The 24,916-nt window shown below is 74.7% G+C and carries 24 protein-coding genes; 12 read left to right on the forward strand and 12 right to left on the reverse strand.

Going from position 1 to position 24,916, the window contains the following annotated elements:
- Positions 1 to 2: 2 nt before the first annotated feature.
- Together ACFU74_RS17675 and ACFU74_RS17680 are read right to left on the reverse strand one after the other, a co-directional pair.
- Positions 3 to 1,253: a TerD family protein gene (locus ACFU74_RS17675; RefSeq protein WP_380757595.1), complete on the reverse strand. Its 1,251-nt coding sequence runs from the start codon at positions 1,251 to 1,253 to the stop codon at positions 3 to 5.
- 178 nt (positions 1,254 to 1,431) lie between these two features.
- Positions 1,432 to 2,820: a hypothetical protein gene (locus ACFU74_RS17680; protein ID WP_380757526.1), complete on the reverse strand. Its 1,389-nt coding sequence runs from the start codon at positions 2,818 to 2,820 to the stop codon at positions 1,432 to 1,434.
- A 515-nt stretch (positions 2,821 to 3,335) separates the two neighbouring features.
- Between ACFU74_RS17680 and ACFU74_RS17685 the strand changes: the two genes are divergently transcribed.
- Positions 3,336 to 3,839, forward strand: coding sequence for an SsgA family sporulation/cell division regulator (locus tag ACFU74_RS17685; RefSeq protein WP_380757528.1), 504 nt, complete (start codon positions 3,336 to 3,338; stop codon positions 3,837 to 3,839).
- A 38-nt stretch (positions 3,840 to 3,877) separates the two neighbouring features.
- On the opposite strand, the gene ACFU74_RS17690 is transcribed toward ACFU74_RS17685, so the two are convergent.
- Positions 3,878 to 5,392, reverse strand: a complete 1,515-nt coding sequence (locus ACFU74_RS17690) for a GAF domain-containing protein (protein WP_380757530.1) — start codon at positions 5,390 to 5,392, stop codon at positions 3,878 to 3,880.
- 708 nt (positions 5,393 to 6,100) lie between these two features.
- On the opposite strand from ACFU74_RS17690, the gene ACFU74_RS17695 reads away from it, so the two are divergent.
- The 5 genes from ACFU74_RS17695 (at position 6,101) to ACFU74_RS17715 (ending at position 10,459) form a co-directional block, all read left to right on the forward strand.
- Positions 6,101 to 6,772 carry a phosphatase PAP2 family protein gene (locus tag ACFU74_RS17695; RefSeq protein ID WP_380757532.1) on the forward strand — a complete coding sequence of 224 codons (672 nt, stop codon included), beginning with the start codon at positions 6,101 to 6,103 and terminating at the stop codon, positions 6,770 to 6,772.
- A 152-nt stretch (positions 6,773 to 6,924) separates the two neighbouring features.
- Positions 6,925 to 7,437, forward strand: coding sequence for a pyridoxamine 5'-phosphate oxidase family protein (locus ACFU74_RS17700; RefSeq protein ID WP_380757534.1), 513 nt, complete (start codon positions 6,925 to 6,927; stop codon positions 7,435 to 7,437).
- Between the two features lie 150 nt (positions 7,438 to 7,587).
- Complete coding sequence (locus tag ACFU74_RS17705; RefSeq protein ID WP_380757536.1) at positions 7,588 to 8,709, forward strand: TIGR03364 family FAD-dependent oxidoreductase; 1,122 nt, start codon at positions 7,588 to 7,590, stop codon at positions 8,707 to 8,709.
- Positions 8,710 to 8,732: 23 nt separating this feature from the next.
- The gene (locus ACFU74_RS17710) at positions 8,733 to 9,410 is read left to right on the forward strand and encodes a phosphonatase-like hydrolase (RefSeq protein ID WP_380757538.1); all 678 of its coding nucleotides are present in this window, start codon (positions 8,733 to 8,735) and stop codon (positions 9,408 to 9,410) included.
- 266 nt (positions 9,411 to 9,676) lie between these two features.
- Complete coding sequence (locus ACFU74_RS17715; protein ID WP_380757541.1) at positions 9,677 to 10,459, forward strand: alpha/beta fold hydrolase; 783 nt, start codon at positions 9,677 to 9,679, stop codon at positions 10,457 to 10,459.
- Here the strand turns inward: ACFU74_RS17715 and ACFU74_RS17720 are convergent.
- The gene (locus ACFU74_RS17720) at positions 10,441 to 11,208 is read right to left on the reverse strand and encodes an HAD family hydrolase (protein WP_380757543.1); all 768 of its coding nucleotides are present in this window, start codon (positions 11,206 to 11,208) and stop codon (positions 10,441 to 10,443) included. The two genes, ACFU74_RS17715 and ACFU74_RS17720, sit on opposite strands and share 19 nt — an antisense overlap.
- A gap of 11 nt (positions 11,209 to 11,219) precedes the next feature.
- On the opposite strand from ACFU74_RS17720, the gene ACFU74_RS17725 reads away from it, so the two are divergent.
- From ACFU74_RS17725 to ACFU74_RS17740, 4 genes are all read left to right on the forward strand, one after another.
- Positions 11,220 to 12,647, forward strand: a complete 1,428-nt coding sequence (locus tag ACFU74_RS17725) for a sulfatase (protein WP_380757545.1) — start codon at positions 11,220 to 11,222, stop codon at positions 12,645 to 12,647.
- A gap of 65 nt (positions 12,648 to 12,712) precedes the next feature.
- A complete protein-coding gene (locus tag ACFU74_RS17730; RefSeq protein WP_380757547.1) occupies positions 12,713 to 13,696 on the forward strand; it encodes a formylglycine-generating enzyme family protein in 984 nt (327 codons plus the stop codon).
- Positions 13,697 to 13,744: 48 nt separating this feature from the next.
- Positions 13,745 to 14,404, forward strand: coding sequence for a HEAT repeat domain-containing protein (locus tag ACFU74_RS17735; RefSeq protein WP_380757549.1), 660 nt, complete (start codon positions 13,745 to 13,747; stop codon positions 14,402 to 14,404).
- Between the two features lie 6 nt (positions 14,405 to 14,410).
- Complete coding sequence (locus ACFU74_RS17740) at positions 14,411 to 15,409, forward strand: HEAT repeat domain-containing protein (protein ID WP_380757551.1); 999 nt, start codon at positions 14,411 to 14,413, stop codon at positions 15,407 to 15,409.
- Position 15,410: 1 nt separating this feature from the next.
- Here the strand turns inward: ACFU74_RS17740 and ACFU74_RS17745 are convergent, their stop codons facing one another.
- Positions 15,411 to 15,998, reverse strand: a complete 588-nt coding sequence (locus ACFU74_RS17745; RefSeq protein ID WP_380757553.1) for a TetR/AcrR family transcriptional regulator — start codon at positions 15,996 to 15,998, stop codon at positions 15,411 to 15,413.
- A 50-nt stretch (positions 15,999 to 16,048) separates the two neighbouring features.
- On the opposite strand from ACFU74_RS17745, the gene ACFU74_RS17750 reads away from it, so the two are divergent.
- A complete protein-coding gene (locus tag ACFU74_RS17750) occupies positions 16,049 to 16,798 on the forward strand; it encodes an SDR family oxidoreductase (protein ID WP_380757555.1) in 750 nt (249 codons plus the stop codon).
- A gap of 60 nt (positions 16,799 to 16,858) precedes the next feature.
- Here the strand turns inward: ACFU74_RS17750 and ACFU74_RS17755 are convergent, their stop codons facing one another.
- From ACFU74_RS17755 to ACFU74_RS17780, 6 genes are read right to left on the reverse strand one after another with little or no spacing between them, the layout of a single operon-like run.
- Positions 16,859 to 17,179 carry a DMT family transporter gene (locus ACFU74_RS17755; RefSeq protein WP_380757558.1) on the reverse strand — a complete coding sequence of 107 codons (321 nt, stop codon included), beginning with the start codon at positions 17,177 to 17,179 and terminating at the stop codon, positions 16,859 to 16,861.
- 6 nt (positions 17,180 to 17,185) lie between these two features.
- Positions 17,186 to 17,860, reverse strand: a complete 675-nt coding sequence (locus tag ACFU74_RS17760) for an HAD family hydrolase (protein ID WP_380757560.1) — start codon at positions 17,858 to 17,860, stop codon at positions 17,186 to 17,188.
- 33 nt (positions 17,861 to 17,893) lie between these two features.
- On the reverse strand, positions 17,894 to 18,973 hold the full coding sequence (locus tag ACFU74_RS17765) for an ABC transporter ATP-binding protein (protein WP_380757563.1): 1,080 nt from the start codon (positions 18,971 to 18,973) through the stop codon (positions 17,894 to 17,896).
- A gap of 26 nt (positions 18,974 to 18,999) precedes the next feature.
- Positions 19,000 to 19,845 carry an ABC transporter permease gene (locus tag ACFU74_RS17770; RefSeq protein WP_380757565.1) on the reverse strand — a complete coding sequence of 282 codons (846 nt, stop codon included), beginning with the start codon at positions 19,843 to 19,845 and terminating at the stop codon, positions 19,000 to 19,002.
- The gene (locus tag ACFU74_RS17775) at positions 19,833 to 20,813 is read right to left on the reverse strand and encodes an ABC transporter permease (protein ID WP_380757567.1); all 981 of its coding nucleotides are present in this window, start codon (positions 20,811 to 20,813) and stop codon (positions 19,833 to 19,835) included. Before ACFU74_RS17775 ends, ACFU74_RS17770 begins: the two co-directional genes overlap by 13 nt.
- 43 nt (positions 20,814 to 20,856) lie before the next feature.
- Positions 20,857 to 22,026, reverse strand: a complete 1,170-nt coding sequence (locus ACFU74_RS17780) for an ABC transporter substrate-binding protein (protein ID WP_380757569.1) — start codon at positions 22,024 to 22,026, stop codon at positions 20,857 to 20,859.
- A gap of 343 nt (positions 22,027 to 22,369) precedes the next feature.
- On the opposite strand from ACFU74_RS17780, the gene ACFU74_RS17785 reads away from it, so the two are divergent.
- Positions 22,370 to 23,215: a GntR family transcriptional regulator gene (locus ACFU74_RS17785; RefSeq protein WP_380757571.1), complete on the forward strand. Its 846-nt coding sequence runs from the start codon at positions 22,370 to 22,372 to the stop codon at positions 23,213 to 23,215.
- Between the two features lie 57 nt (positions 23,216 to 23,272).
- Here the strand turns inward: ACFU74_RS17785 and ACFU74_RS17790 are convergent, their stop codons facing one another.
- Positions 23,273 to 24,859, reverse strand: coding sequence for a phosphonate degradation HD-domain oxygenase (locus ACFU74_RS17790; RefSeq protein WP_380757573.1), 1,587 nt, complete (start codon positions 24,857 to 24,859; stop codon positions 23,273 to 23,275).
- Positions 24,860 to 24,916: the final 57 nt, after the last annotated feature.

Below are 24,916 nucleotides of genomic sequence, written 5' to 3' on the forward strand. Positions count from 1 at the left end.
GGTCAGAGCATCGCGGCGGCGGGCTTGACCATGGCGCGGGCCGTCTTGGCGTCGACGTACTCGCCGATCGCGGTCATCACCCACTCGCCCGAGAACTGGCGGATCAGCTTGCACATCACCACACCGGTGTGCGCCTCGGAGTGGGTGAGGTCGAAGCGGACCAGTTCCTGGTTGGTGGCGGCGTCGACCAGGCGGCAGTAGGCGTTCTTGACGTCGGTGAACTTCTGGCCGGAGAAGGAGTTCACGACGAACACCAGGCCGCAGACCTCGGCCGGCAGGCCGTCCAGGTGGACGGTGATCGACTCGTCGTCGCCGCCGCCCTCGCCGGTGAGGTTGTCGCCGGAGTGGGTGATCGCGCCGTTGAAGATGCCGAGCTTCATGAACCAGGCGGTGTCCAGCTTCTCGCGCTTGGCGTCGAAGGCGAGGCAGGAGGCGTCGAGGTCGATGTTGCGGCCGCGGCCGGCGGGCTCCCAGCCGAGGCCCATCCGGACGGCGGACAGGAACGGCTTTCCGTTCTTCTCCAGCGAGACCGAGCCGCCCTTGGTGAGGCTGACCCGGCCCTTGTCCAGGGTGACCTTGGTGAAGGACGGGGCGGCGGCGGGCGGGGCCGGGGGAGCGGGGGGCATCGGGGGCGCGGCCTGCGGCATCGGCGGGGCGGAGGCCATCGCGAGGCGGGGGTCGACCGGGGCCGGGGCGGCGGGGGCCGGCGGGGCCGGGGGTGCGACCGGTGCGGCGACGGGCGCCGGGGCGGCCGCGGGCTGCTCGTCGACGGTGACGCCGAAGTCGGTGGCGATGCCGGCCAGGCCGTTCGCGTAGCCCTGGCCGACCGCGCGGACCTTCCAGGCGCCGTTGCGCTGGTAGACCTCGACCACGATCAGCGCGGTCTCCTGGCTGAGTGCCGGCGCGGTGAAGGTGACCAGCACCTCGCCGGTGGCGGCGTCCCGGACGGTCGCGGTCGGCTCGATGCCCGCGAAGGTGGCGCCGGCCTCGTCGGGGCTGGCGGTCACCACGATCTTGGTGATGCCGGCCGGGACGGCGGCGGTGTCGACGATGATCGCGTCCGGCGTCCCGGCGGCGGCCGGGCGGTGGGTGACGCCGGGTCCGTTCGGGGCGTTGTAGAAGACGAAGTCGTCGTCCGAGCGGACCTTTCCGGCGTCGGTCAGCAGCAGGCCCGAGACGTCCAGCGCCTTGGGTGCGGTGACCTCGACGGTCACCCGCGCGGCGGTCAGCGGGGCGTTGCCGCCTTGGGTCAGGACCGTGGACACGAACTCCTCCTGGGATGCGGTGGTGCGGCGCCGTCCCCGGCTGTTGGGGCGGCTGTGCCGGCTGGCGACCACAGTAACGAACGAGCCCGGCCGGATGAGCCCGAACGGGGCGCTGACCTGTCGGATTGCCGGGTGCGGCGGTTCCGGGCCGGGCGGGCCGCCGGGCTCAGCGCGCCGGGGCGGCCGTGGCGCGCTGAGCCGGTGCCGGTGCCGGTGCGGTGAAGGTGCCGAGGGCGGCGACGGCGCGCGGGTGCCCGATGCCGAAGGCGCTGGCGTTCCAGGACCCGGGGGTCCGGTGGCCGCCGGCCCGGGGCACGCCGCCGCCGGCCGGACGGGCGGTGTGCCCGGTGGAGCGGGTGCCGCGCACGGCGAACGTGTAGCGGCCGGGGCGGACGTCCGTGCCGGGCGGGGTGGTGAAGCGGTAGACCGCCGCGCCGCGCTCCTGGTGGGTGCTGACCACGGCGCCGGCGAGGTCCGTCCAGGCGGTGCCGGTGCCGTGGACCGCCGTGCCGGGGGCGAGGCGGACCTCGGCCTGGAGCGCGGTCAGCGGTTCGGTGACGGTCAGCGCGAGGACGTGCCGGGTGCCGTCGCGGCCGAGCGACTGGACCACGGCCGTACCAGCGAGCGCCTGGTCGTCGGACCCGTCGGCCTCGTCGGCCTCGTCGGTCCTGTCGGCGGCGCCGGCCGGGTCGGAGCCCTGGGGAGCGCCGTCGGTGGTGCCGAGGGTCCCGCCGGTCCACTCGCGCGGCGACGGGGCGGGCTCGCCGGGCGTGCCCGGGGCGGGGACGAACGGCTTGGGTGCGGACGGCGAGGGCTTGGCAGGGGAGGGTGACGCGGACGGGGACGGCGAGGCCTCGGACGCCGAGGGGTCCCCGGCGGGCCGGCGGGCGCCGGGCTCGCCGGCCGCGAGCTGCTCCGCACCGGGCTCCCCGGCCGTGCCGGGCTCACCGGGCTCACCCGGCCGCGGGTGGTCCGGCCGGCCGTCGGCCAGGGTGCCGGGCTGCTCCGCGGCGGGCTCGTCGGTGACGCCGTGCCGGGTCGACGGGCCCTCGGCGAGCGGCGCGGTCGACGGGGAGCCGCCGGGGCGGGGCGCGGCCGAGCCGGCGGTGCGCTGGCTCGGCACCGCGTCGGGGGCGCGGGTGCCGGGGGCGGGGCTGGACGCCCCGGGGGCGGGCGCGGCCGGGCCGGACGGGTGGCGGCCCGCCGCCTTGTCGGGGCCGGCCATGGTCCCGGTGCCCGAGGAGGTGCTGCCGCCGGAGGTGCCGGAGGCGTCGGGGGAGGTGTCGGGGCTGGGCGGCGGCCCGCTGGTGCCGACCCGGGCGACCCCGGCCCGGCGGCCGACGCCCTGCTGCTCGTTGAGCAGGAAGGTGGTGGCGATGCTGATGCCCACGACGGTGGACATCGCCATCGCGGCGCCGGAGAACCGCAGGGTGGGCAGCCGCAGGCGGCCGCCGAACGGGCCGGGGCGGCCGTGCCTGCCGTGCCTGTCGTGGCGTGTGCGGTGCCGGTCGTGCGCGTACGTCGCGTCCTGTCCGGTGCCGTCGGACAGCGTCACCTGGACCCCTCCCTCCCCTGAAGTCGCCGTTGCGGTCGTCGTATTCTCCCACGTGCCGACGGCGATGCCGGTGCCGCCGGACCGGGCGGACGGCCGCCGGAGCCCTGGTGCGAACGGCGTGTCAGGCCCGGCCCGTCGGGTCCGGTCCGATCCGCCCCGGCGCGGTACCGGCTGGTCCGGTCCGGCCGGAGACGTCGTCCGGGGGTCGTTCGGGCACGGTCCGGCCGGGTCGGTGCGGGGGCGCGCGTGCGGAGTCCGACCGGACGCGCGCGGGCGCGCGCCGGCAGGGGGACGAGCGTAGCAGCGGGCCCCCGGGCGGTGGCCAGTGCTCGGACGGAATTGATCCAATCCGTGGACAACCCTTTGACCAGCGGAAGTTGACGGTCCGTCTGATAAAGCGGGTAAGGGATACTCGGCCGCTGAGGGGATTATTGCAACCTCCTTGCAACCCTTGCCCGACCCGCGCGCGGCGGAGCACCCTGGGGGACATCCCACGCCGTCCCGGAGAGACCGTCATGCCGCCCGACCCGCTGCCAGCACCCTCCAGTGCCCCCCTCGCCGCTACCCCCACGGGCGGCGATGAGGCAGGCTCCACCGCCGCTCCGGCGGCGGTGGAGGAGGTGCTGACGCTGCGGATCTCGCTGGGCGAGGAGGTGGTCGGAGAGGTCCGTACGCGGTTCCGGTTCGACACCGAGCGCCCGTACGAGGTGCTGCTGACGTTCCACCTGGGTCGGCCGGACGAGGCCGACTGGGTGTTCTCGCGCGAACTGCTGCGCGACGGCCTCCGCTCATTGAGCGGCCAGGGCGACGTCAAGCTGTGGCCGGCGTACTGCCCGTGCCACGGCTCGACGTTGCACCTGGCGCTCGAGTCGCCGCACGGCAGCGCGCTGCTGGAGGTGTCCAAGCCGAAGGTCCAGGACTGGCTGGACCGCACGTACGCACTCGTCTCCGAGGAGGCCGAGCGCTCCCACGGGCCGACCGACGCCCAGCTGTCCGAGCTGCTCGGCGGCGGTCGCTGAGACCGGAACGGCCGGGGCCGGGGGCGGCGGCCCGGACGCTACCGGGGCGGCAGCGGGACGGGAGCGGAGCGGGGACGCGGCGGAACGGCCCCGTCGGAGGGCGGGCGCGGGCCCGGTAACGGCGGGGTGCCGGGCAGCCGGACGGTCCCGTCGGCCAGGCCCGCGCGGAGCCTGCGCACGGCGGGCGCCGAGGAGGACGGCAGCAGGTCGTACGGGTCCTCCGGGCCGGCCACCGTGACCAGCACCGTGTCGGCGAAGCGGTACGGCCGGTGGGCCAGCAGGCCGCCCAGGTGGCGGCGGAGCCGGGACAGCTCGGCCCGCACCGTCACCGTCCGGGCCGGGTCCCCGAACAGCGCGTCGGCCAGCTGCGCCGCGCTGAGGCCGTCGCGCTCGGTGGCGAGCAGCAGCAGCAGTTCGGCGTGGCGCGGGCTGAGCGCGTGCGACCAGCTGCCGGCCGCGCCGCGCACCGACAGTTCGGGGCCGCCCACGCGGCGCAGGTCGAGGCGGAGCCTGGCCCCCTCGGCCTGTTCGGCGAGCAGGCCGCCGTGGCCGGCGGCAACCGGATCGGGGCCGTCGGGGCCGCCGGGGACGGCCGGGGCGGTGTCCTGCGGCCGGACCGGCCGGACCAGCCAGCCGTCGGCGAGCGGCTCGATCACGCACTCGCCCAGGCTGGGCAGCCAGTGCACGGCGGCCGAGCCCCAGCCCTCGGCGGGCAGCCGCAGCCGGGCCGGCGGGGGCAGCCCCGCCGCGGCAGCCGTCCAGCCCGCCGCGTCCACGACCAGGGCGGGGCCGTTCACCCGGGCCAGCATCGGGGCGGCCAGGGTGCGCAGGTGGTGCAGGGATTCGAGGCGGCGGGCGCGCAGTTCGGTCTCGGCGAGCTTGGCGGCGGTGGCGGTCAGCTGGAGCAGGTAGGGGCGGACCGAGTGGGCCGGGCCGCTGAGGTTGATCGCGCCGATCAGCAGGCCGGTGCCGGGGTCGCGCACGGGGGCGGCGACGCAGGTCCAGGACTGGTGGCTGCGCAGGTAGTGCTCGGAGGAGTGGACGTGCATCGGGCGCTGGGCGCGCAGGGCGGCGGCTATGCCGTTGGTGCCGACCCGTTCCTCCGCCCAGCGGGCGCCGTTGAGGAAGCCGATCCGCTCGGCGCTGCGGCGCAGGCCGCGTTCGCCCGCCTGCCAGAGGATGTGGCCGTCGGCGTCGGTGATCGCGAGGATCAGCGGGGGCTGGTCGGGCTGCTCGACCAGGGTGTCGCGGAGGATGGGCAGCAGCGGGTCGAGGCCGCTGGCCCGCCGCCGGTGCTCGATCTCGGCGGGGCCGAGGTGGACGGTGGTGGCGCCGGCGTCCGGGTCGAGGCCGAGCCGGCGCAGCCGCTCCCAGGAGTCGCCGATCTCGGGGCGGGGCTGGAGGAAGGACGGGTCGCCGGGGGCGGCGGCGTCCCGGTTGGCGCTGCGGGCGGCGGCCTCGGCGAGGGCGCGTTCGTGGACCTTGGCCAGTTCGGCCGCGCTCTGCGGTGTACGACGTTCGGGTCGTCGGGTCTGCCGTCCGGGCTGCCGCACTCGTATTGCTCCTCGCCGCCGTTCGAGGGCGCGCCGGGGCCGACGCGCTGACGAAAGAGTACGGGCGCTACCGGTTCCTGGGGATGGGGTCTGCCAACTCGGAATACCAGACGGTACGAATGTGGTCATGCCAACGAATTCCCGGCGCGCGCCGTCCCGTGGGCGGGGGGTGGGAGACGGGCGGCCTCGGCGGTGCGGCGGCGCTCGGAGGCGGTGTCGGGGCTGGTCACGGTGGTGCGGGCCGGGGTCGGGGCGGACGGGCCGGGGAGTGGCGGACGGGCCGGTGGGGCGGGGTGGCGGGCGGGCGGGGCCCGTTCCGTCGCGGGTCGCCGGGGGCCGCCGGGGTGGTGCGTGGGGCGTACCGGAGGCGGCCCGGCCGGGGAGCGGCCGCGGGTGGCGGCGGGTGGGGTGGTGAGCGGTGGCCCGGTGCGCTGGGCCTTCGGGGGGCGCGCCCGGCGCATGGGTGCGCGCCGGGGGCGCGTGTCCGGATGCTGATCATGAGGGCGCGGTGGGCGGACGGCGTAGGGGCGCCGCGCCCGGAACGCCCCCGGTTCCCGCCGGATCATCTGTGACCGATATCGACCGTTATCCGGTGACCATCACCGTTCTGGTAGTAGTTGTCTCCATGCTCCCGATTGTTCTTGAAGTGTTCCGCGGCCGGTCGGCCCGCCGTCGCGGCGGTCGCAGCGGTCGCACCGGTGACCGCCGGTGACGGCGACCCGCGTGCCGGTCGCGTTCGACGGCAGCGGCATCGACGGCGGCCTGTACCGCCGGGTGGTCGGCTGGGCGGATGCCGCGCCGGACTGGTTCAACCGGCTGGTCGAGGTGTGGTCGCTGCTCGGCCTCGGCCTGTTCGCGCTGCTGATGCTCGCCGCCTGGTGGCGGGCGCGCGGCGCCGGTCCGGCGGTGATGGCCCGGGTGCTGGCCTCGCCGCTGGTGGTGGTCGTCGCCTACGCGGTGAACTCCGGACTCAAGGGGCTGGTGGAGGAGGTCCGGCCGTGTGCGCAACTGCGGGTGCGCGAGACCCTGGAGGCCTGTCCGGGCGCGGGTGACTGGTCCTTCCCGAGCAACCACACCGTGGCCGCCGTCGCGGCCGCCGCCGCGCTCTGGTCCGCCGACCGGCGGATCGGCGCGGTCGCCGCGGTGGCCGCCGTGCTGATGGGCGCCTCCCGGGTCTGGGTCGGGGTGCACTACCCGCACGACGTGCTGGCCGGTGCGCTGGTCGGACTCCTGGTGGCGGCCCCGCTCGCACTGGCGGCGGGCGCGGCCGGGCCGCTGGTGGAGCGGGCCAGGACCGGCCCGCTGCGGCCGCTGCTCGGTGCCGGCCCGGAGGCGGTGGCGGTGCGGGCCGGCCGGCCGGTCGGCGCGCGGCGGGACTGACCGCGCGGGCAGGGCCCCGGAGCGGGCGGGCCGGACGCCGTCCCGGGCCTTGTGTGACCGGGGTGGCGGGGAGAGCATGTGAGCCGGGCGCGGCCGCCCCCGAGGGGAGCACCCGCCCGGCTCAGTCGTGCCAGTGGAGGGAAGTGCTGCCCATGCCGTACCGACTCGACATCACCCAGGGGGACTGGCCGGCCGGGGAACTCGGCAAGGGCGTCGAGGGACTGCTGGCCGAGGCGATGGTGCTCACCCTCGCGACCGCCGGCCACGAGCACGGCCCGCACGCCAACCTCGCCTTCTTCGCCCACGACGACGACCTCGTCCTCTACTTCGTCAGCGAGCGCGCCACCCGGCACAGCCACCACCTGGCCGAGGAGGCCAGGGCCGCGGCCACGGTGTTCCTGCCGCCACCGGTCTTCGGCGAGCACCTGCGCGGCCTGCAGCTGACCGGCAGCGCGGGCGAGGCGTGGGGGCGCCAGGCGGAGGCCGCGCTCGCCGCCTACCAGGGGCGCTACCCCGCCTTCGCGCAGGACGACGAGGTCCGGCGGCTGTTCCTCACCGGCGGCGGGGCGGCGGCGCTGTACCGGTTCCAGGTGGAGGAGCTGACGGCGGTGGACGAGCCGAAGTTCGGCCGGCGGAACTACCTGCGGGCGACCGTGCGGCGCTGACCCGCGGGGGCGGGGGCGGGGGCGGAGGTCCGAGGGCGCCGCGGCGCCGCCGAGGTTACCGCCAGGTTGTCTGTACAACTTATCGGTCGGTTCATCTTCGGGCCGCCGTTCGGACTCTCCTCGGACACCTGGCGGCACCAGTCTGGCCGCATGAGAGTCATCGTCGTAGGAGCGGGCGTGCTGGGCACCATGCACGCCTGGCAGGCCGTCGAGCGCGGTCACGAGGTCGTCCACCTGGAGCGCGAGGCGGAGGCGCGCGGCGCCTCGGTGCGCAACTTCGGCCTGGTCTGGGTCAGCGGCCGGGCCCAGGGCGAGGAGCTGGACACCGCGGTGCGGGCCCGCGAGCTGTGGGAGCGGATCGGCGGCCAGGTGCCCGGGCTCGGCTTCCGCGCCAACGGCTCGCTCACCGCGATCCGCACCGAGGCCGAACTCGCGGTCGCCGAGCAGGCGCTGACCCTGCCGGACGCCGAGCTGCGCGGCTACCGGCTGCTCGACCCCGAGCAGACCCGGGCGCTCAACCCGGCCCTGCGCGGCACGTTGCTCGGTGCCCTGCACTGCTCGCGGGACGCCGCCGTCGAGCCGCGCGTCGCCCAGCCCGCGCTGCGCGCCGCGCTGACCGCCACCGGCCGCTACACCTTCCTGCCCGGCCGCGAGGTCCGCGACGTCATCGGCGAGAACGCCGTCCGCGACGACCACGGCGACGTCCACACCGGCGACCTGGTCGTCCTGTGCACCGGCGCCTGGCTCGGCGGCCTGGTCCGCGAGCTGGCGCCGGAGCTCCCGGTCCGCAAGGTCCGGCTGCAGATGATGCAGACCGACCCGCTGGGCGAGACGCTGACCACCTCGGTCGCCGACGGCGACTCCTTCCGCTACTACCCGGCCTTCGCCGGCAGCGCCCTGGACCGCCTGCGCGAGGTCCAGCCGCAGCCGCCGGTCGCCGCCGAGCACAAGATGCAGCTGCTGATGGTCCAGCGCTTGGACGGCGGCCTCACCATCGGCGACACCCACGAGTACGACCAGCCCTTCGGCTTCGACGTGGTCGATGACCCGTACGACCACCTGGTGGGCGTGGTCGAGGACCTGCTCGGCCGCCCGCTGCCGCGGATCCGCCGCCGCTGGGCCGGTGTGTACGCGCAGTGCGTCGACACCACCCGGGTCGTCCACCGCGAGCGGGTGCGCGACGGCGTCTGGCTGGTCACCGGACCCGGCGGCCGGGGCATGACCTGCTCGCCCGCCATCGCCGAGACCACGGCGAACCTCGCCAACCTGTAAGCCTGTCGGAGGAACTGAACATCATGCCGTACGACATCAACCTGGTCGTCCTGGACATGGCCGGCACCACCGTGGCCGACGACGGCCTGGTCGAGCGCGCCTTCCAGGCCGCCGCCGGCTCGCTCGGCGTCGAGGCCGGCAGCCCCGAGCACGCCCGGATGCTGGAGCACGTCCGCGCCACCATGGGCGAGTCCAAGATCTCCGTCTTCCGCCACCTGTTCGGCGAGGAGGAGAAGGCCCAGCGGGCCAACACCGCCTTCGAGGCCGCCTACCACGACCTCGTCGACGCCGGCCACTGCGAGGCGCTGCCCGGCGCCGCCGAGGCCATCGCCGAACTGCGCGGCCAGGGCCGGAAGGTGGTCCTCACCACCGGCTTCTCCCGGTCCACCCAGGACCGCATCCTCACCGCCCTCGGCTGGGAGTCGATCGCCGACCTCACCCTCTGCCCCGCCGAGGCCGGCCGCGGCCGCCCGTACCCGGACCTCGCGCTCACCGCGCTGCTGCGCACCGGGACCGACTCGGTCCGCCGGATCGCGGTGGTCGGCGACACCGGCTACGACATGCTGACCGGCTCGCGCGCCGGGGCCTCCGTCGTGGCCGGCGTCCTCACCGGCGCCCACGGCGAGGAGCGCCTGCGCGCGGACGGGGCGACCCACGTGCTGGCGTCCGTCGCCGAGCTGCCCGCCGTGCTGGCGGGCTGAGCCGGGGCCGGTGCACCGGGTGGGCGCGACGCGAGGTGCGCCCACCCGGCCGGTCCTCCGACCCCGGGCGGGCTCCGCGGCACGGGCCCGCGTCCACGAGGAGGCCTGGCCGGGGCCGGTGTTCGTGCCCGCGTCGGAGGGGAGGCGGGCAGGACACCTCGACCCCGGACGCCCGACCGCGCCGCGCGGGCGGGCAGCTCACGGGGACGGCGGAACCGACGGCGTCGTGGGCTTGTGCCGTCCCCCGGGGCCGTCAGACTGGGGGCATGGAGACGATGGTGGCCGTCGCCGGCGGCGAGCTCTGGGCGGAGGACTCGGGCGGGGACGGGCTGCCGCTGGTCCTGCTCCATCCGGGCGTCGGGGACTCCACGATCTGGGACCCGGTCCTGCCCGCGCTCGCCGCCCGGCACCGGGTGATCCGCTACGACTGCCGCGGCTACGGCCGCTCGCCCGCGCCCACCGTCCAGTACTCCCAGCTCCGGGACCTGGTGGCCGTCCTCGACCACTTCGGGACGGAACGGGCGGTGCTGGTGGGCAACAGCAACGGCGGGGCCACCTCGATCGACCTGGCCCTGACGGCCCCGGAGCGGGTGGCGGGCCTGGCCCTGCTCGTCCCCGCCGTGAGCGGCTACGACCTCACCGGCGCCGAGCTGTACCAGCAGATGGGCCGGCTGGCCGAGGCCGGGGACCTGGAGGGCATCGTCCGGCTCGGACTGGGCCTGTGGGGGAAGGCCGGCGGCGGCACCCCCGAGGCCGACCCGGTCGGCGCCGCGCACATGAGGGCCGTACTGCCCGCCTGGTTCGCCAACATCGGGTACCTGCAGAGCGAACCCGCCGCCTTCGACCGGCTGGGCGGGATCACCACGCCCACCGTGCTGGCCCTGGGGGAGCTGGACCGGCCGGTGGTCGTGGAGCTCAACGAGCGGACGGCGGCCCGGATCCCCGGCTGCCGGCTGGTGCGGCTCGCCGGCTCCGACCACTACCCGACGCTGCGCGAACCGGAGGCCGTCACCCGGCTGATCGAGGAGCTCTACGACGGCGTGACGTGATGAGCGTGGTTCGGCGGGCGGCCCCGTGCGCGGCGAGCAGGACGGGGAGTTCGCGCATGTCGTCGAAGGCCCCGGTGTCCGGGCCGGCCGGCAGGGCGGCAGCGGTGAGTCCCCCGGCGTAGCCGAAGGCGCGCATGCCCGCGGCGCGCGGCCTGCACGCCCGGCGCACTGTCCTCGACGACGGCGCACGCGGACGGCGGCACACCCGTCCGGTGGGCCGCGTTCGGGAAGAGATCGGGCTCGGGCTTGCCGCGGGGGTGATCACGCCCGAGGGATGGGCGCGGGGCCCGGCCGTTGACGAGGGGAAACCTGCGGCCGGAATTCCGACATGACGCGGAAACAAAAGCGCCCGGGTATTGCCAGTGTTCACCGGGAACTCCTACAGTCGCTCGCATGGCAGCTGGAGAGTTCCTGGCTGCTCGCCGGCACGTCGATTTCGGACGGCTCGCGAGCGCGCTCTGTACAGCCGTTCCGGCGTGAACCGGCGGCGGTCCCCGGACGGGTGGACGGGGCCTGCCGCAGCGCGTCGGACCTCCTCGGGGTGACTCGCACCCGCACTGTTCGTGCAGGTCGGAGAGGTGCCCCGGTTCCTTCACAGCGGAACCCCGGTGAGTCGCCGTGCCCGTGAATGCTGTCCGGGGTGCGGGCGCGGAGGTCGTGCGGACCGGTGGGCCGCTTTCCCCGTGAATGATTCCGGTGCCGCCCGCGGGATTTCCCCGCAGGTGGCCCGTGGAATCACCGAAAAGCATGGAGGGAATTCATGAGCGAGAACGGCGATTCGGAAACGAACGGTTCGCCCCGGGTCGGACGGCGCGGCTTCCTCGCCGGTGCCGCGGCCGTGGCCGCCACCGCCGCGGCCCCCGCGGCACTCACCCTGGCGGCCGCGAGCCCGGCCGCCGCGGCCGGTGCCGCCCGGCCCAACATCCTGCTGATCGTCACCGACGACCAGCCCAAGCACACCGAGTGGGCCACCCCGCAGATCGTGGACTGGATCGCCGGCCACGGCGTCCGCTTCACCAACGGCCACGTCACCACGCCGCTCTGCGCGCCCTCGCGGTCCTCGGTCTTCTCCGGCCGGTACGCCCACAACCACGGCGTGCGCAACAACGGCGCCTCGCACAGCCTCGACCAGCACACCACCGTCCAGCGCTACCTCAAGCAGGCCGGCTACCGCACCGGCCTGTTCGGCAAGTACCTCAACTCCTGGACCCTGGCGGACAACCCGCCGCACTTCGAGGAGTGGGCGCTGCTCCAGCCCGCGTACAACAACGCCAACTGGAACATCAACGGCACCGTCCAGACCCTCACCGGCTACACCACCAACATCATCAAGAACCGCACCCTGGCCTTCCTCGACCAGGCCGCCACCGACACCCGCCCCTGGTTCGCCTACGTCACCCCGTACGCCTCGCACGAGCCCAACGTGCCCGCCGCCAAGTACGCGGACACCGTGGTCCCGCCGTGGAACGGGCGCCCCTCGGTGCCCGAGGCCGACCGCAGCGACAAGCCCGGTTACATCCAGAACGCCACCGCCACCCTCGCCGACGCCCAGGCGCTGCGCACCCGCCAGCTGCGCAGCCTGCTCTCCGTCGACGACGCCGTGCAGGCGATCCACGACAAGCTGGTGGCGCTCGGCCAGCTCGACAACACCCTCGTCATCTACATCGGCGACAACGGCTACACCTGGGCCGACCACGGCTGGCTCAAGAAGTCCGTGCCCTACTCCCCGGCGCACGAGGTGCCGTTCTACCTGTCCTGGCCCGCCGGCGGCCTCGGCGCGGGCACGGTCGACCACCGGATCGTCGCCAACATCGACATCGCCCCGACCATCCTCGACGCCGCCGGCATCACGCCCAACACCCCGCAGGACGGCCAGTCGCTGCTCACCGCCGCCACCAGGAACCACCTGCTGGTGGAGTGGTGGAAGCAGGGCACGGCGGCGGGCGGCCCGCCCACCTGGTCCTCGTACGTGGCCGCCGACAAGCAGTACACCGAGTACTACGCGCTGCACACCGACGCCAACGGCACGGTGTCCGGCACGGGTGAGGTGAAGTTCCGCGAGTACTACGACCTGGCGGCCGACCCCTACCAGCTGAGCAACCTGCTGCACCAGGCCACGCCGCAGCAGGAACAGGCACTCGGCATCCCGGCGTTGGCGGCGCAGCTGGCCGCCGACCGGGCCGCCTGACCCTTCCCCGAGAGGCCCGGGGGTGGCGGCCGGCCGCCACCCCCGGGACCCAGGACCCCGAACCGATGAGGAACCCCGTGTCCAGCACCAAGCCCTGCTGCACCCCCGGTCGTGACGCCGACGGGACCGCCGTGCCCGTCGCCCTGACGCCCGCCGCCCCCGCCCCCGCTGCGGCCCCCGGCTCGCGGGTGGCACGGCAGCTCACCGGCCTGCCCGGCGGCCGGTTCCTGATGGGCACCGACGACCGGCAGGGCTACCCGGAGGACGGCGAGGGGCCGGTCCGCGTCGTCAAGTTGAGCCCGTTCCGGATCGCGCCGACCACGGTGACCAACGCCGCCTTCGCGACCTTCGTCAAGGCCACCGGCCACCGCACCGAGGCCGAGGCCTTCGGCTTCTCGTACGTCTTCGAGGGCTTCCTGCCGGAGCGGCTGGCCGCCGTCTCCCCGCAGGTGGCCGCCGTGCCGTGGTGGCGGGCGGTCACCGGGGCGAGCTGGCGGGCGCCCGAGGGGCCGGGCTCCTCGGTCACCACCCGCCAGAACCACCCCGTCGTCCACGTCTCCTGGCACGACGCGCAGGCGTACTGCGCCTGGTCGGGCACCCGGCTGCCCACCGAGGCCGAGTGGGAGTTCGCCGCCCGGGGCGGCCTGGAGCGGGCGCGCTACCCGTGGGGCGACGAACTCACCCCGGACGGACGGTACTTGTGCAACACCTGGCGGGGCGTCTTCCCCACCCTGAACACGGCGGCGGACGGCTACCGGGGGACGGCCCCGGTGACCGCCTTCCGGCCGAACGGCTACGGGCTGTACAACACCGTCGGCAATGTGTGGGAGTGGTGCGCGGACTGGTTCAGCCCGGACTTCCACCGCACCGCACCGCGCCACGACCCGCTCGGCCCGCCGGACGGCGCGGCGCGGGTGATGCGCGGCGGCTCCCACATGTGCCACGCCTCCTACTGCAACCGCTACCGGGTCGCGGCGCGCAGCTCCAACACCCCGGACAGCTCCGCCGGGAACATCGGCTTCCGGGTGGCCGCCGACGCCGCCGCTTGACCTTGACACGGTGACAAGGTCTTGACTGCGGCCGAGGAGGTGGTCCCGATGACCATGCCGCAGGAGGACACGACCGCGACCCGAGCGTTCCGGGCGCTGGCGCACGCCGACACGTCGGTCCGGCTCCAGGCCGCGCTGGCGGTCGGCAGCACGCCGGACCCGGGGTTCGTCGGCGGACTCGTCGAGCGGTGCGCGGTCGAGCCCGAGTTCTACGTGCGGGAGATGCTGACCTGGGCGCTCACCCGCCACGCGCCGTCGGCGACGGTCCCGGCGCTGGTCGGCGAGCTGCGCTCGGACCGCGCCCGGGCGCGCAGCCAGGCGCTGCACACGCTGTCCAAGATCGGGGACCGGGGGGCTTGGCCCGCGATCACCCCGGAACTGCTGGCCGACGCCGACGACGAGGTGGCCCGGGCCGCCTGGCGGACCGCGGTCGCGCTCGCGCCCGACGGCGAGCGGGCCGCGCTGGCCGTAAGGTTGGCGCGACAGCTCGGACGCGGCGGACGCGAGACGCAGCTGAGCCTCAGCCGGGCGCTGATCGCGCTCGGGGAGGCGATGCTGCCGGCCCTGGACGCCGCCACGACGGCTCCCGACCCCCGGGTGCGCGCGCACGCGCTCGCCACGGAACGGCTGTGGCACGACCCGGAGGCCGGCTTCGAGTTCGCGGTCGAGGAGGCGAAGCGCGTCGTGGCCCTCGGCGGGGAAGGGTAGTGATCGGTGCTCATCGGTGACGTCGCACGGCGGTCCGGCGTCAGCGCCCGCATGCTCCGGCACTACGAGGCGCTCGGCCTGGTGCGGCCGACGGGGCGGACCGGCGCCGGCTACCGGGAGTACGCCGAGGAGGACCTCCGGCGGATCTTCCACATCGAGAGCCTGCGCTCGCTGGGGCTGTCGCTGCGCGACGTCGGGCGGGCGCTCGACGATCCCGGCTTCGCGCCGGGGGAACTCGTCGAGGACCTGATCCGCGAGACCCGGGAGCGCATCGCGGCGGAGACCGAGCTGCTGACGCGGCTGCGCCGGATCGGTGCCGCCGAACCGGGGGGCTGGGAGGACGTCCTCCAGACCGTCGCGCTCCTCCAGGCACTGGGGTCGAAGAGCCCCAGGACGCGCCAGCGCGCCGCCCTGGCCGCGAGCGAGGACGTCCCCGTGCCGGTGGAGGCGCTGGTCGAGGCGGTGCTGGGGGAGCCGGACCCGGTCGTCGCCGGCGCCCTGCGGTGGGCGCTGGCGCAGGCCGGGGAGGAGGCGTCGGCGCTGCTGGCGAAGGGCCTCGACGCGCCCTCGGCGCGGGTGCGGGAGCGGGCCGTCCGCTCGCTCGCCGAGCTGCCGGACGCGGCGGCGACGGCGCTGCTGCAAGGCGCCCTCGACCACGCGGACCCGGTGGTCCGCGGCCACGCGGCGCTGGCGCTCGGCGCGCGCGGAGCGGGTGACGTGGTCCCCTCGCTCGTCGATCTGATCGTCAGGGGCGCGAACGACGTCGACGCGGCCGACGCGCTGGCCGCCCTGGCGGCCGACCCGGTGGCGGGGGACCGGATCGCCGCCGCCCTCGTCGAACGGCTCGCCCCTGCCGCCCTGGAGGCGCCGGCCCGCCGCCGGCTGACCCAGGCCCTCGTGGACATCCCGGGCCCCGCGGCCGCCCGCGCCCTCGGCGATCTGACCGGCGACGAGGACCGCGCCGTCGCCCTCACCGCCGCCTACGGGCTCCAGCGGCGGGGCTGACTCAGGGGGCCCGGTCGCCGAAGGCGGCCGTGAAGGCCTCGGTGATCAGTCCGGGGAGCGGAGTCCGTCCATCGTCCTCGGCCCAGCGGACCAGGGCCGTGTGCAGGGCGGCCAGGCAGGCGCCGGTGGCGGCCCGGGTGCGGAACGCGCCGTCCCCGGTGTCCCCGAGGGCGGCGACGATCGCCTGCTGGAGGGCGTACTGGTTGTCGAGGTGCTTGGCCCGCAGGGCCGGCGTCGTGATCATCAGTCGGAGCCGGGCGAGCAGGAACCGTCCGTCGCCGGTCTCCGTCGTCTCCGCGGCAGCACCGACGAGGGCCCGGCCGATCCGGCGGACCAGGGGCTGGTCGGCGGGGGAGGCGGCAATCCGCTCGGCGATCCGCTCGGCCTCCTGGCCGGCCAGGACCAGGTCCTCCTTGGTCGGGAAGTGCCGGTAGACCGTCATCGGCGACACCCCCGCCGCCTCCGCGACGTCGGTCACCGCCGTGGCGTCGTAGCCGCGCTCGGTGAACAGCCGTACCGCGTGCGCCTGGATGAGGCGCTGGGTCTCGGCCCGGCGGCGGGCGCGGAGTGTTGAGTGCTGTTCGGGCATGTGGTAGACCCTACCTGAATGGTAGTCACTACCAAGTCTGGGGTGCGGGGATGAAGACGGCTCTGGTGACCGGGGCATCACGCGGGATCGGGCGGGCGATCGCGGCCCGGCTGGCGGCCGACGGGGCGGCGGTCGTCGTGCACTACGGCACGGACGGGGCGGGCGCGGCGTCGACCGTCGAGGCGATCGAACGGGCCGGCGGCAGCGCGGTCGCCGTACGCGCGGAGCTGGGTACGGACGACGACGTCGACACGCTCTTCGCCGGGGTGGAGGCGGTGCTGGCCGGCCGCCCGCTCGACATCCTCGTCAACAACGCCGCCGCCCCACCGGCCGGCCCCCTCGGCGTCACGACGCGGGCGGAGTTCGACCACCTCTTCGCGGTGAACGTGCGAGCGCCGTACTTCAGCATCCAGCGCGCCCTGCCCCTGCTCCCCGACGGCGGCCGCGTCATCACCATCTCCTCCGTGGCGACCCGGATGGCCAACCCCGCCCAGACCTCCTTCGCGATGACGAAGGGTGCGGTCGAGACGATGACCCTGACCCTCGCCAACGACCTCGGCACCCGCGGCATCACCGTCAACGCGGTGGCCCCGGGCGCCACCCGCACCCCGGCCAACGCCCCCGTCTTCGAAGCCCCGGGCCTCACCGGCACCATCACCCGCTCCACCGCCCTCGGCCGCCTCGGAGCCCCGGAGGACATCGCCGACATCGTCGCCTTCCTCGCCTCCGACGCCGCCCGCTGGATCACCGGCCAGGTCGTCGACGCCACCGGCGGCCTCTTCCTCGGCCCCCGCGCCTGACCCGGGGGCGGCCCGATGCGGACGGACCCCGCATGCCGTGCACACGGGGTCCGTGGAGCGTCAGTGACTGCTCTTGAGGTTGAGGACGACCACTCCGGTGATCACCAGGGCTATGCCCAGCCACTGGAGGCGTCCGAGGGACTCGCCGAAGGCGGCGGCGCCTATGGCGGCCACGGCGGCCGTTCCCGCTCCGGACCAGACGGCGTAGGCGACGGAGACCGGGATGTGCTTCAGGGCGCGGCCCAGCAGGACGAAGGAGAGGACGTAGCCGACGGCCACTCCGACGCTCGGCCAGAGTCTGCTGAAGCCCTCGGTCAGCTTGAGGCAGCTGGTGGCGCAGACTTCGCTGATGATCGCGAGGGCGAGGAGTACGTAGGGCATGGGGGGTCAAACCCGGGGGCTGGTGCTGAGCTTCCCGAGGAGCGCCAGGTCCGCGTGTTCCAGGCTGTCCAGGAGGGTGACCCGGGAGCCGGCGGGGATCGCGGTGCCGGTGGAGGGGACGGCGAGGACCGCGCAGCCGGCGGCGGTGGCGGAGGCGACGCCGGTGGGGGTGTCCTCGACGGCGATGCACACCGCCGGGTCCAGGCCGAGGAGGGAGGCGGCGGCGAGGTAGGGGTCCGGGGCGGGCTTGGTGCGAGGGGTGTCCTCGGCGGCCAGGGTGACGGCGAACCAGTCGCGGCCGAGGGTGGAGAGGACGAGGTCGACGACCCGGCGGGGGGAGGCGGAGACCAGGGCGGTGGGCACCCGGGCGTCCCGGAGGGAGGCGAGCAGGGCGAGCGCACCCGGCCGCGGGACGGTCTCGGCGGCCACCTTGCCGGCGAAGGAGTCGCCGAGGCGGGTGGCGAGTTCGGCCTCCGGCAGGGAGGTGCCGCTGACCCGGTGGAGGTGGGCGGCGGTGTGCTCGATCGCCTGGCCGAGCACCTCGGGGGCGTCGGCGTCGGTGAGGGGGTGGTGCAGTTCGTCGGCGAGTTCGGCGGCGGCCTGCCACCAGAGCTGCTCGGTGTCGACGAGGGTGCCGTCCATGTCGAAGAGGACGGCGGCGGGTGGGGGAGTGTGAGGCATGGCGGTACCTTCGGAGCGGTTCAACAGGGCGGATCAGACCGTACGACGGTCGACCAGGACCGGTCGCTCCGGGAGGGTCAGGGCGGCGCGCGAGCCGATCGGCAGGGCGGCGGCGGCCTCGGTGGGCAGGTCGGCCTTGACCTCGGTGCCGTCGTCCAGACGGACGGTGAGGCGGGTGACGGCGCCCAGGAAGGACGCGGAGACGACCAGGGCGAGTCCGTCGGGGGCCGGCGCCAGCTGGACGTTCTCCGGGCGGACCAGGACGTGCAGCTCGCCGTCGGCCGGCAGCGTGCCGTCCACGGCGTGGCGGCGGCCGAGGACCTCGACGCCGTCGGCGGAGCGCGTGCAGGGGATGCGGCTCATGGTGCCGACGAACTCGGCGACGAAGGCGGTGGCCGGCCGGGCGTACAGCTCGGCGGGGGCGGCGCACTGCTCCAGGCGGCCGGCGCGCAGGACGGCGACCCGGTCGGCCATCGACAGCGCCTCCTCCTGGTCGTGGGTGACGAACAGGGTGGTGATCCCCAGCTCCTGCTGGAGGCGGCGGATCTCCTCGCGCAGCGACAGCCGCACCTTGGCGTCCAGCGCGGACAGCGGCTCGTCGAGCAGCAGCACCCGAGGCTGGAGGGCGAGCGCGCGGGCGAGCGCGATGCGCTGCTGCTGGCCGCCGGACATCTGGTGCGGGTAGCGGCCGGCGTGCTGCGGCAGGCCGACGAGCTCCAGCAGCTCCTGGGCGCGCTTGAGGCGCTCGGCCTTGCCGGTGCCGCGCATCCGCAGGCCGAAGGCGACGTTGTCGGCGGCGGTCAGGTGCGGGAAGAGGCTGTACGACTGGAACACCATGCCCGCGTCGCGCTTGTGGGCGGGGATCGCGGTGATGTCCTGGCCGTCGACCAGCACCTGGCCGGAGTCGTGCTGCTCGAAGCCGGCCAGGATGCGCAGCGCGGTGGTCTTGCCGCAGCCGGACGGGCCGAGCAGGGCGAGCAGTTCGCCGGGGCGGACGGTGAGGTCGAGGCCGTCGAGCGCGGTGGTGGCGCCGAACGTGCGGCGCAGCGAGCGGAATTCGACGGTGGCTCCGCCGGATCGGGTGGCGGGGGTCTCAACGGCGAGGGAGGTCAAGGGAGTTCTCCGGAGTGCGGGGGAGGTCAGGAGGTGGTGGTCTTGGTGCGGCGCTCGCGGCCGACGGCGGCCAGCAGGAGCAGCAGCAGCCAGGTGAGCAGCAGGCTGAGGATGGACACCGCGACCGACATGTGGGCCTGGCTGTTGCCGACCGAGTAGATCCAGACCGGGAAGGGCTGGAAGCCGAGGATCGAGGCGGCGGTGAACTCGCCGAGCACCAGGGCCAGGGTGAGGAAGGAGGCGTTCAGCAGGGCGCCGCGCAGGTTGGGCAGCACGACGGTGAACACCGCGCGCGGCCAGCTCGCGCCGCAGTTGCGGGCGGCCTCGACCAGGGTGCGCACGTCCACCGAGCGCAGCCCGGCGTCCAGGGCGCGGTAGGCGAGCGGCAGCGCCATCAGCACGTAGGCGATGACCAGCACCAGCGGGAAGTCCGGGTCCTGGATGAACACGAAGGTCTGGAAGAACGGCGTGTCCATCAGGTAGTCCGGGCCCCAGCGGAGCACGCCGATCAGGCCGGCGGTCAGCGCGACCGGCGGGACGACCAGCGGCAGGGTGCAGAGCACGTCGATGACCGGGCGCAGCCTCGGCGCGCCGAGCCGGACGGCGATCAGCGCGGGGACGAGCAGGAGCAGCAGCACCAGGACGGTGACGACGGCGAGGCCGAGGGTCAGCCAGAGGCTGTCCAGGAAGCCGGGGGCGGAGAGCAGCCCGGTGTAGGCCTCGAAGGAGATGCCCTTCGGGTCGTCGACCGAGAACCAGGCGGAGGCCGCGAGCGGGACGACGAAGTAGACGCCGGCGAGCAGCAGCACGGCGCCGCGCCACCAGCGCACCGGGCGCCGCTCGGCGGTGGCGGGGGTGGTCAGCTGAGCCATCGGGCGCTCCGGCGCTGGAGGGGGAGGTACACGGCCATCACCAGGACGGCCACGATGATCATGTTGAGGCTGAGGGCGAGGGCGAGGTTGCCCTGGCCGACCAGCACGTTGCCGGAGAGCGCGTCCGCGATCGAGCGGCTGACCAGCGGGACCGTCGCGCCGACCATGGCGGCGGCGGTGGCGTAGGCGGCGAAGGCGCTGCCGAAGAGCAGCACGAAGCCGCCGAGCAGGGAGGGCAGCAGGATCGGCAGGGCCACGTGGCGCCAGTACTGGGCGGTGGTGGCGCGGTTGTTCTGCGCAGCCTCGCGCCACTGGACGCGCAGGCCGTCCAGGGCCGGGGTGATGGTGAGCACCATCAGCGGGATGAGGAAGTACAGGTAGACGATGGTCAGGCCGGTGAACGAGTACAGCGACCAGCCGTGGTCGGTGAGGTTCAGCAGCTTGGTGATCTCGCCGGCGTTGCCGAGGGTGGCGACGAACGCGAAGGCGAGCGGCAGGCCGCCGAAGTTGGCGAGCACGCCGGAGGCGGTGAGCACCGCCTGGCGCAGCCAGGTGTGCCGGGAGGTGACGACCGCCTGGGCGAGCGGCAGGCCGATCAGGGTGGCGAGCAGCGCGGTCAGCGCGGAGAGCTTGAGGCTGCTCAGCATCGCCGTCAGGTAGCCGCCCTGGACGGAGTCCGCCAGGTTGTCGAAGGTGAACTGCCCGGCGCCGACCTCCGCGTCGCTGGAGGTGGTGAACGCGCCGATGACGATGGCGACGGTCGGCAGTCCGAAGCCGATCAGGAAGAACAGCAGCAGCGGGACGGTGGCGAGCCAGGAGGCGCCGCCGAGGCGGGCGAGCGGCCGTCGCCGCGGGGCGGGGGCCGTGCTGCTGGTGGGGGTGGTCGTGGCGGTGGCGGACGCCCCCGCGCCGCCACCGGGGAGGGTGGCGGCGGGGGTGGTCGGCACCGGGGTGGGAGCCGTGGTCATGGATGCCTTCTCTGAGCCCGAAGTGCGGTGCGCGGCTTGGGTGTCAGCCCGCGATGGCCTTGGTCCAGTTCTCGGTGACGACCTTCTTGGCCGCGTTGATCTGGTCGACGGTCGGGAAGGTGGTGAACGGCTTCTCGACGGCCGGCAGCTTGGCGGCGGCGGCGGTGTCGAGGGTGCCGTCCTTCTTCAGCGCCTCGAAGGTGGACGGGGTGGCGTAGCCGCCGAGGAAGAGGTTCTGGCCCTCGGTGCTGAACAGGAACTCCTGCCACAGGCGGGCGGCCGCCGGGTGCGGGGCCCACTTGTTGATGCCCTGGTTGTAGAACTGGGCGTAGGAGCCGTCGGTCGGGATGGAGACCTTCCAGTCGATGCCCTTGTCCTTGAACTCGTCGGTGTAGCCGGCGTTCAGGTAGGACCAGTCGATCGAGATCGGGGTCTCGCCCTTCTCGATGGTGGCCGGGGTGGACTCGACCGGGTTGAAGTTGCCGGACTGCTTCAGCTTGCCGAAGAAGTCGATGCCGGGCTGGACGTTGTCCAGCGAGCCGCCGTTGGCGAGCGCGGCCGCGTAGACGCCGCCGAAGGCGGAGCCGGACTTGGTCGGGTTGCCGTTGAGGGCGACCTGGCCCTTGTACTCGGGCTTGAGCAGGTCGGCGAAGGTCTTCGGGCAGTTGGCGATCTTCTTGGCGTCGCAGCCGATCGAGATGTAGCCGCCGTAGTCGTTGACGGCGGCGCCGTTCGCGTCCTTCATGGTGTCCGGCACCTTGTCGAAGGTGGCGACCTTGTAGGGGGCGAGGATGCCGTCCTTGACCGCCTGGAGGGCGAAGGCGCTGCCCAGGTCGACCACGTCGGGGGCGCGGTCCTGGCCCTTGCGGGAGTTGATCGCGTTGATCTCGTCCTGGCTGGAGCCGTCCGGGTTCTCCTCCTCGACCTCGATGCCGTACTTGGCCTTGAACGTGTCGATGATCTTGCCGTAGTTCGCCCAGTCCCGGGGCAGCGTGATGACGTGCAGCTTGCCCTCCTTCTTGGCGGCGGCGACCAGGCCGTCCATGCCGCCGAAGTCGGCGGCGGAGGTGGCCTCCTTGGCGTCCTTGGCGCCGGCCTTGGCGGCGTCGCCGGACTTGGCGCTCGACCCGGCGGAGCCGCAGGCGGTGAGGGAGAGCGCGGCGGCGGTCAGTACGGCCGCGAAGGCGGCGGCGCGGGCACGGTGCACGGTCACGGGGAAGTCTCCTGTTAAGGGGGCGTACTGCGAGGGGGCGTTCGCGGGGGGTTCCGCGGGCCTGCGTCTCGCGAAGGGCGGCGGGACGGCCGGGTGAGCGGCCGGTCGACGTCGTCCGAGTTGACTAGCCAACTTCGCTGACGTGGGTAAGTACGCCGGAGCCCGGTGACGGGAAGGTGAACGGATGGCCCAGCCCCGGGGTCGGCTGCGGGAACGGTCGAATCAGGTCGCCGGCGGAGCATTCGCCGGGTGCGATGCTTCGGGAGCGCAGCGGGATATGGTCGGGCTGTCCGGCGCCGTCACGGTCTGCGCGGGACACCGCCCAGGAGGGACATTGACTGACGTGGCACTGAAGTCGGGGCGCCCGGACGCCGGTTCGGAGGGGGCTTCGGGCGCCGGCCCGGAGCGGACTCCGGCCGGCGCTTCCGGGGCCGAGCGGGGGGCCGCCGGTTCGCTCTACCGCAAGGTCGCCGCCGACCTGCGCGAGGCGATCACCACTGGCGCGTTCGGCGAGGCCGGACGGCTGCCCGCCGAGGGCGCGCTCGCCGAGCAGTACGGCGTCTCGCGCGGGACCGTCCGCCAGGCGCTCGCCGTACTGCGCTCGGACGGCCTGGTCACCTCGCGCCGGGGAACCCGCCGGGTGGTGCTGGGCACGGCCCGGGTGCAGAGCTTCTCCGAACTGCTCAGCTTCACCCGCTGGGCGTACTCGATGGGCGAGGAGCCCGGCGGCATACTCGACTCGATGGTGCGCCGCCCGGCCGACGCCGCCGAGCGCGAGCAGCTGCGGCTCGAACCGGGCGACGAGGTCTACGTCATGGTCCGGCTGCGCACGCTCTCCGGTACCCCGGTGATGGTCGAGCGGACCGTCTACCCGCCCAGGGTCGGCGAGATCGTCGCCGAGCTGCCGCCGGACGTCGTCTCGCACACCGAAGTCCTGCGCGAGCACGGCATCCTGTTCACCGACGCCGACCACACGATCGACATCGTGGCCGCCAACGGGGACGACGCCCGGCTGCTCGGCTGCCGGCGCGGCGGCCCGCTGCTGCGCGAGCGGCGGCGGACGACGGACCCGACCGGGACCCCGGTGGAGTGGTCCCAGGACCGCTACCTGCCCGGCACGGTGGCGTTCAGCGTGCACAACTCGCTGGCCACCTCGGCACTTTCGCGGCACGCCCGGGAGATGGACTGACGCAAGCGGTGCGGGGCGGCCCGGAGTGCGGGCCGCCCCTGCGGAAGCGATGATGCGTCAGCGCATCAACGAGGCCAGCAGCGGCCGGAAGCGGGCGAAGTCCGGCGTCGCGGCGCCCGCCTCCTTGGCCTGCTCGTCCCAGCGGCGCACGGCGACCGCGTCCGCCGCGCCGGGGTGGGCGGCGAAGGCGGCGGCGTCCGGCTCGGACATCGGGCCGCCCTGCACCTGGAGGGTGTACTCGGAGGCCTCGGACAGCCGGGCCCGGTAGTCCGGCTCGACCGCGCACAGGTAGCGCTTGGCCGCCACGTGCAACCGGACCGGCTCGGTGACCTCCGGGCCGAACCAGCGGGCCAGCCAGTCGGCGCCGGTGTCGCTGTGACGGTTGTCCTGGCCCTGCATCAGATCCCGTCCGTGCAGCGCGCCCTGGAAGTGCCCGATGTCGTGCAGCAGCGCTGCGGCGACCAGGTGCGGCGCCGCCCCGGCCGCCTCGGCCAGCGCGCCGGCCTGGAGCATGTGCTCGGCCATGGTGACCGCCTCGCCCAGGTACTCCCCGGCGCCCTCGCCCGCGAACAGCGCGTCCAGCTCGTCCAGCGCGGCCGAACGGCGTTGCAGCACGGCCAGGGTGGAGGCGAGCGAGTCCACGTCCGCGTAGCAGCCCTGGAGGTGGCGCCGGCCGTCCTGGGCGAAGGCGGTGCGGGCGTGCATCAGCCGGGTGTTGTCGAAGACCAGGCAGTCGCCCGGGTCGAGCCGGAACTCCAGCTGGAGCCCGGGGCGCAGGGTGATCGCGGCGAACGCGCGGTAGGCGGCGTAGAACGCGTCCAGCTCCGCCGCCGGGCCGCGCAGGGTGGCGATCGAGCGGTTGTTGAACCGCACCTCGCGGATCCGGCCGCGCGGGTCCGTCTCGATCAGCGGGCGGTCGGCGCGCAGTTCGGTGGCGCGGTCGCGGAAGACGAACGGCACGGGGGTGCGGGTGAGCACCGCGAAGTGCTCCGGCGCCTCCTCGCGCAGCAGCGCGGCGGCCCGGAAGCCGTCCACCAGGCCGGAGTCCCCGCCGGTCGCCGAGTTCTCCAGGCAGTGCAGCAGCTGGAGGGTCGGCACCGGGTCGCGGTACGGGTTGTCGGTGTGCGGGGCGATGGCGGCGCTGGTGAACGCCAGGTTGTTGGGATCGGGCTCGATCCGGACGTCGAACAGCTCGCCGTAGTTGGTGACCCGTACGAACCCGAAGGTCTCGGCGACGGCCAGCACCTGCCGCTCGCGCACCGGCACACCGCGCAGCACGGCGAAGCCGGAGCGGCTGACGGCGGCCAGCACCGCGGCCTTCTCGGCGGGGTCGGCCAGGTAGGCGGACCACTGCGCCTCCGGGATGCCGTGCGCGAAGTCCGCGGCGTCCCAGAGCCGCTTCCCGGCCTCCGTCCGCCCGTCGCCGTCGCCCTCCCGGCCCAGCCACGCGACGGGGTAGCGGGAGCGGTGCCCGTCCGACCAGAGCACCTCCAGGTGCCCGTCCAGCTCGGCCCGCGCGGCGATCGCGAGGTCCTCCGGCAGGTCGGTGATCTGGAACAGCTTCTGCCCGTTGCGCGGGTCGCGGCACTCGGCGCAGGGGCAGTTGTCGCGCAGCCAGTAGGGCGACGGCTCGGTGGTGCTCATGGTCTTCTCCTCGGCGGCCCGGGGTCGAAGTTGTATAGCCAACTTCACTCGTTGCGC

Source organism: Kitasatospora sp. NPDC057500 (genome assembly GCF_042802195.1).
In the GTDB taxonomy this organism is placed as follows: domain Bacteria; phylum Actinomycetota; class Actinomycetes; order Streptomycetales; family Streptomycetaceae; genus Kitasatospora.

Bases quoted from the DNA above. Each gene is read 5' to 3' on its own strand.
- ACFU74_RS17685 (WP_380757528.1), top strand. From the start codon at position 3,336: ATGCCGCCCGACCCGCTGCCAGCACCCTCCAGTGCCCCCCTCGCCGCT.
- ACFU74_RS17700 (WP_380757534.1), top strand. From the start codon at position 6,925: ATGCCGTACCGACTCGACATCACCCAGGGGGACTGGCCGGCCGGGGAA.
- ACFU74_RS17705 (WP_380757536.1), top strand. From the start codon at position 7,588: ATGAGAGTCATCGTCGTAGGAGCGGGCGTGCTGGGCACCATGCACGCC.
- ACFU74_RS17710 (WP_380757538.1), top strand. From the start codon at position 8,733: ATGCCGTACGACATCAACCTGGTCGTCCTGGACATGGCCGGCACCACC.
- ACFU74_RS17715 (WP_380757541.1), top strand. From the start codon at position 9,677: ATGGAGACGATGGTGGCCGTCGCCGGCGGCGAGCTCTGGGCGGAGGAC.
- ACFU74_RS17720 (WP_380757543.1), bottom strand. From the start codon at position 11,208: ATGCTTTTCGGTGATTCCACGGGCCACCTGCGGGGAAATCCCGCGGGC.
- ACFU74_RS17725 (WP_380757545.1), top strand. From the start codon at position 11,220: ATGAGCGAGAACGGCGATTCGGAAACGAACGGTTCGCCCCGGGTCGGA.
- ACFU74_RS17730 (WP_380757547.1), top strand. From the start codon at position 12,713: ATGAGGAACCCCGTGTCCAGCACCAAGCCCTGCTGCACCCCCGGTCGT.
- ACFU74_RS17735 (WP_380757549.1), top strand. From the start codon at position 13,745: ATGACCATGCCGCAGGAGGACACGACCGCGACCCGAGCGTTCCGGGCG.
- ACFU74_RS17745 (WP_380757553.1), bottom strand. From the start codon at position 15,998: ATGCCCGAACAGCACTCAACACTCCGCGCCCGCCGCCGGGCCGAGACC.
- ACFU74_RS17750 (WP_380757555.1), top strand. From the start codon at position 16,049: ATGAAGACGGCTCTGGTGACCGGGGCATCACGCGGGATCGGGCGGGCG.
- ACFU74_RS17755 (WP_380757558.1), bottom strand. From the start codon at position 17,179: ATGCCCTACGTACTCCTCGCCCTCGCGATCATCAGCGAAGTCTGCGCC.
- ACFU74_RS17760 (WP_380757560.1), bottom strand. From the start codon at position 17,860: ATGCCTCACACTCCCCCACCCGCCGCCGTCCTCTTCGACATGGACGGC.
- ACFU74_RS17770 (WP_380757565.1), bottom strand. From the start codon at position 19,845: ATGGCTCAGCTGACCACCCCCGCCACCGCCGAGCGGCGCCCGGTGCGC.
- ACFU74_RS17775 (WP_380757567.1), bottom strand. From the start codon at position 20,813: ATGACCACGGCTCCCACCCCGGTGCCGACCACCCCCGCCGCCACCCTC.
- ACFU74_RS17790 (WP_380757573.1), bottom strand. From the start codon at position 24,859: ATGAGCACCACCGAGCCGTCGCCCTACTGGCTGCGCGACAACTGCCCC.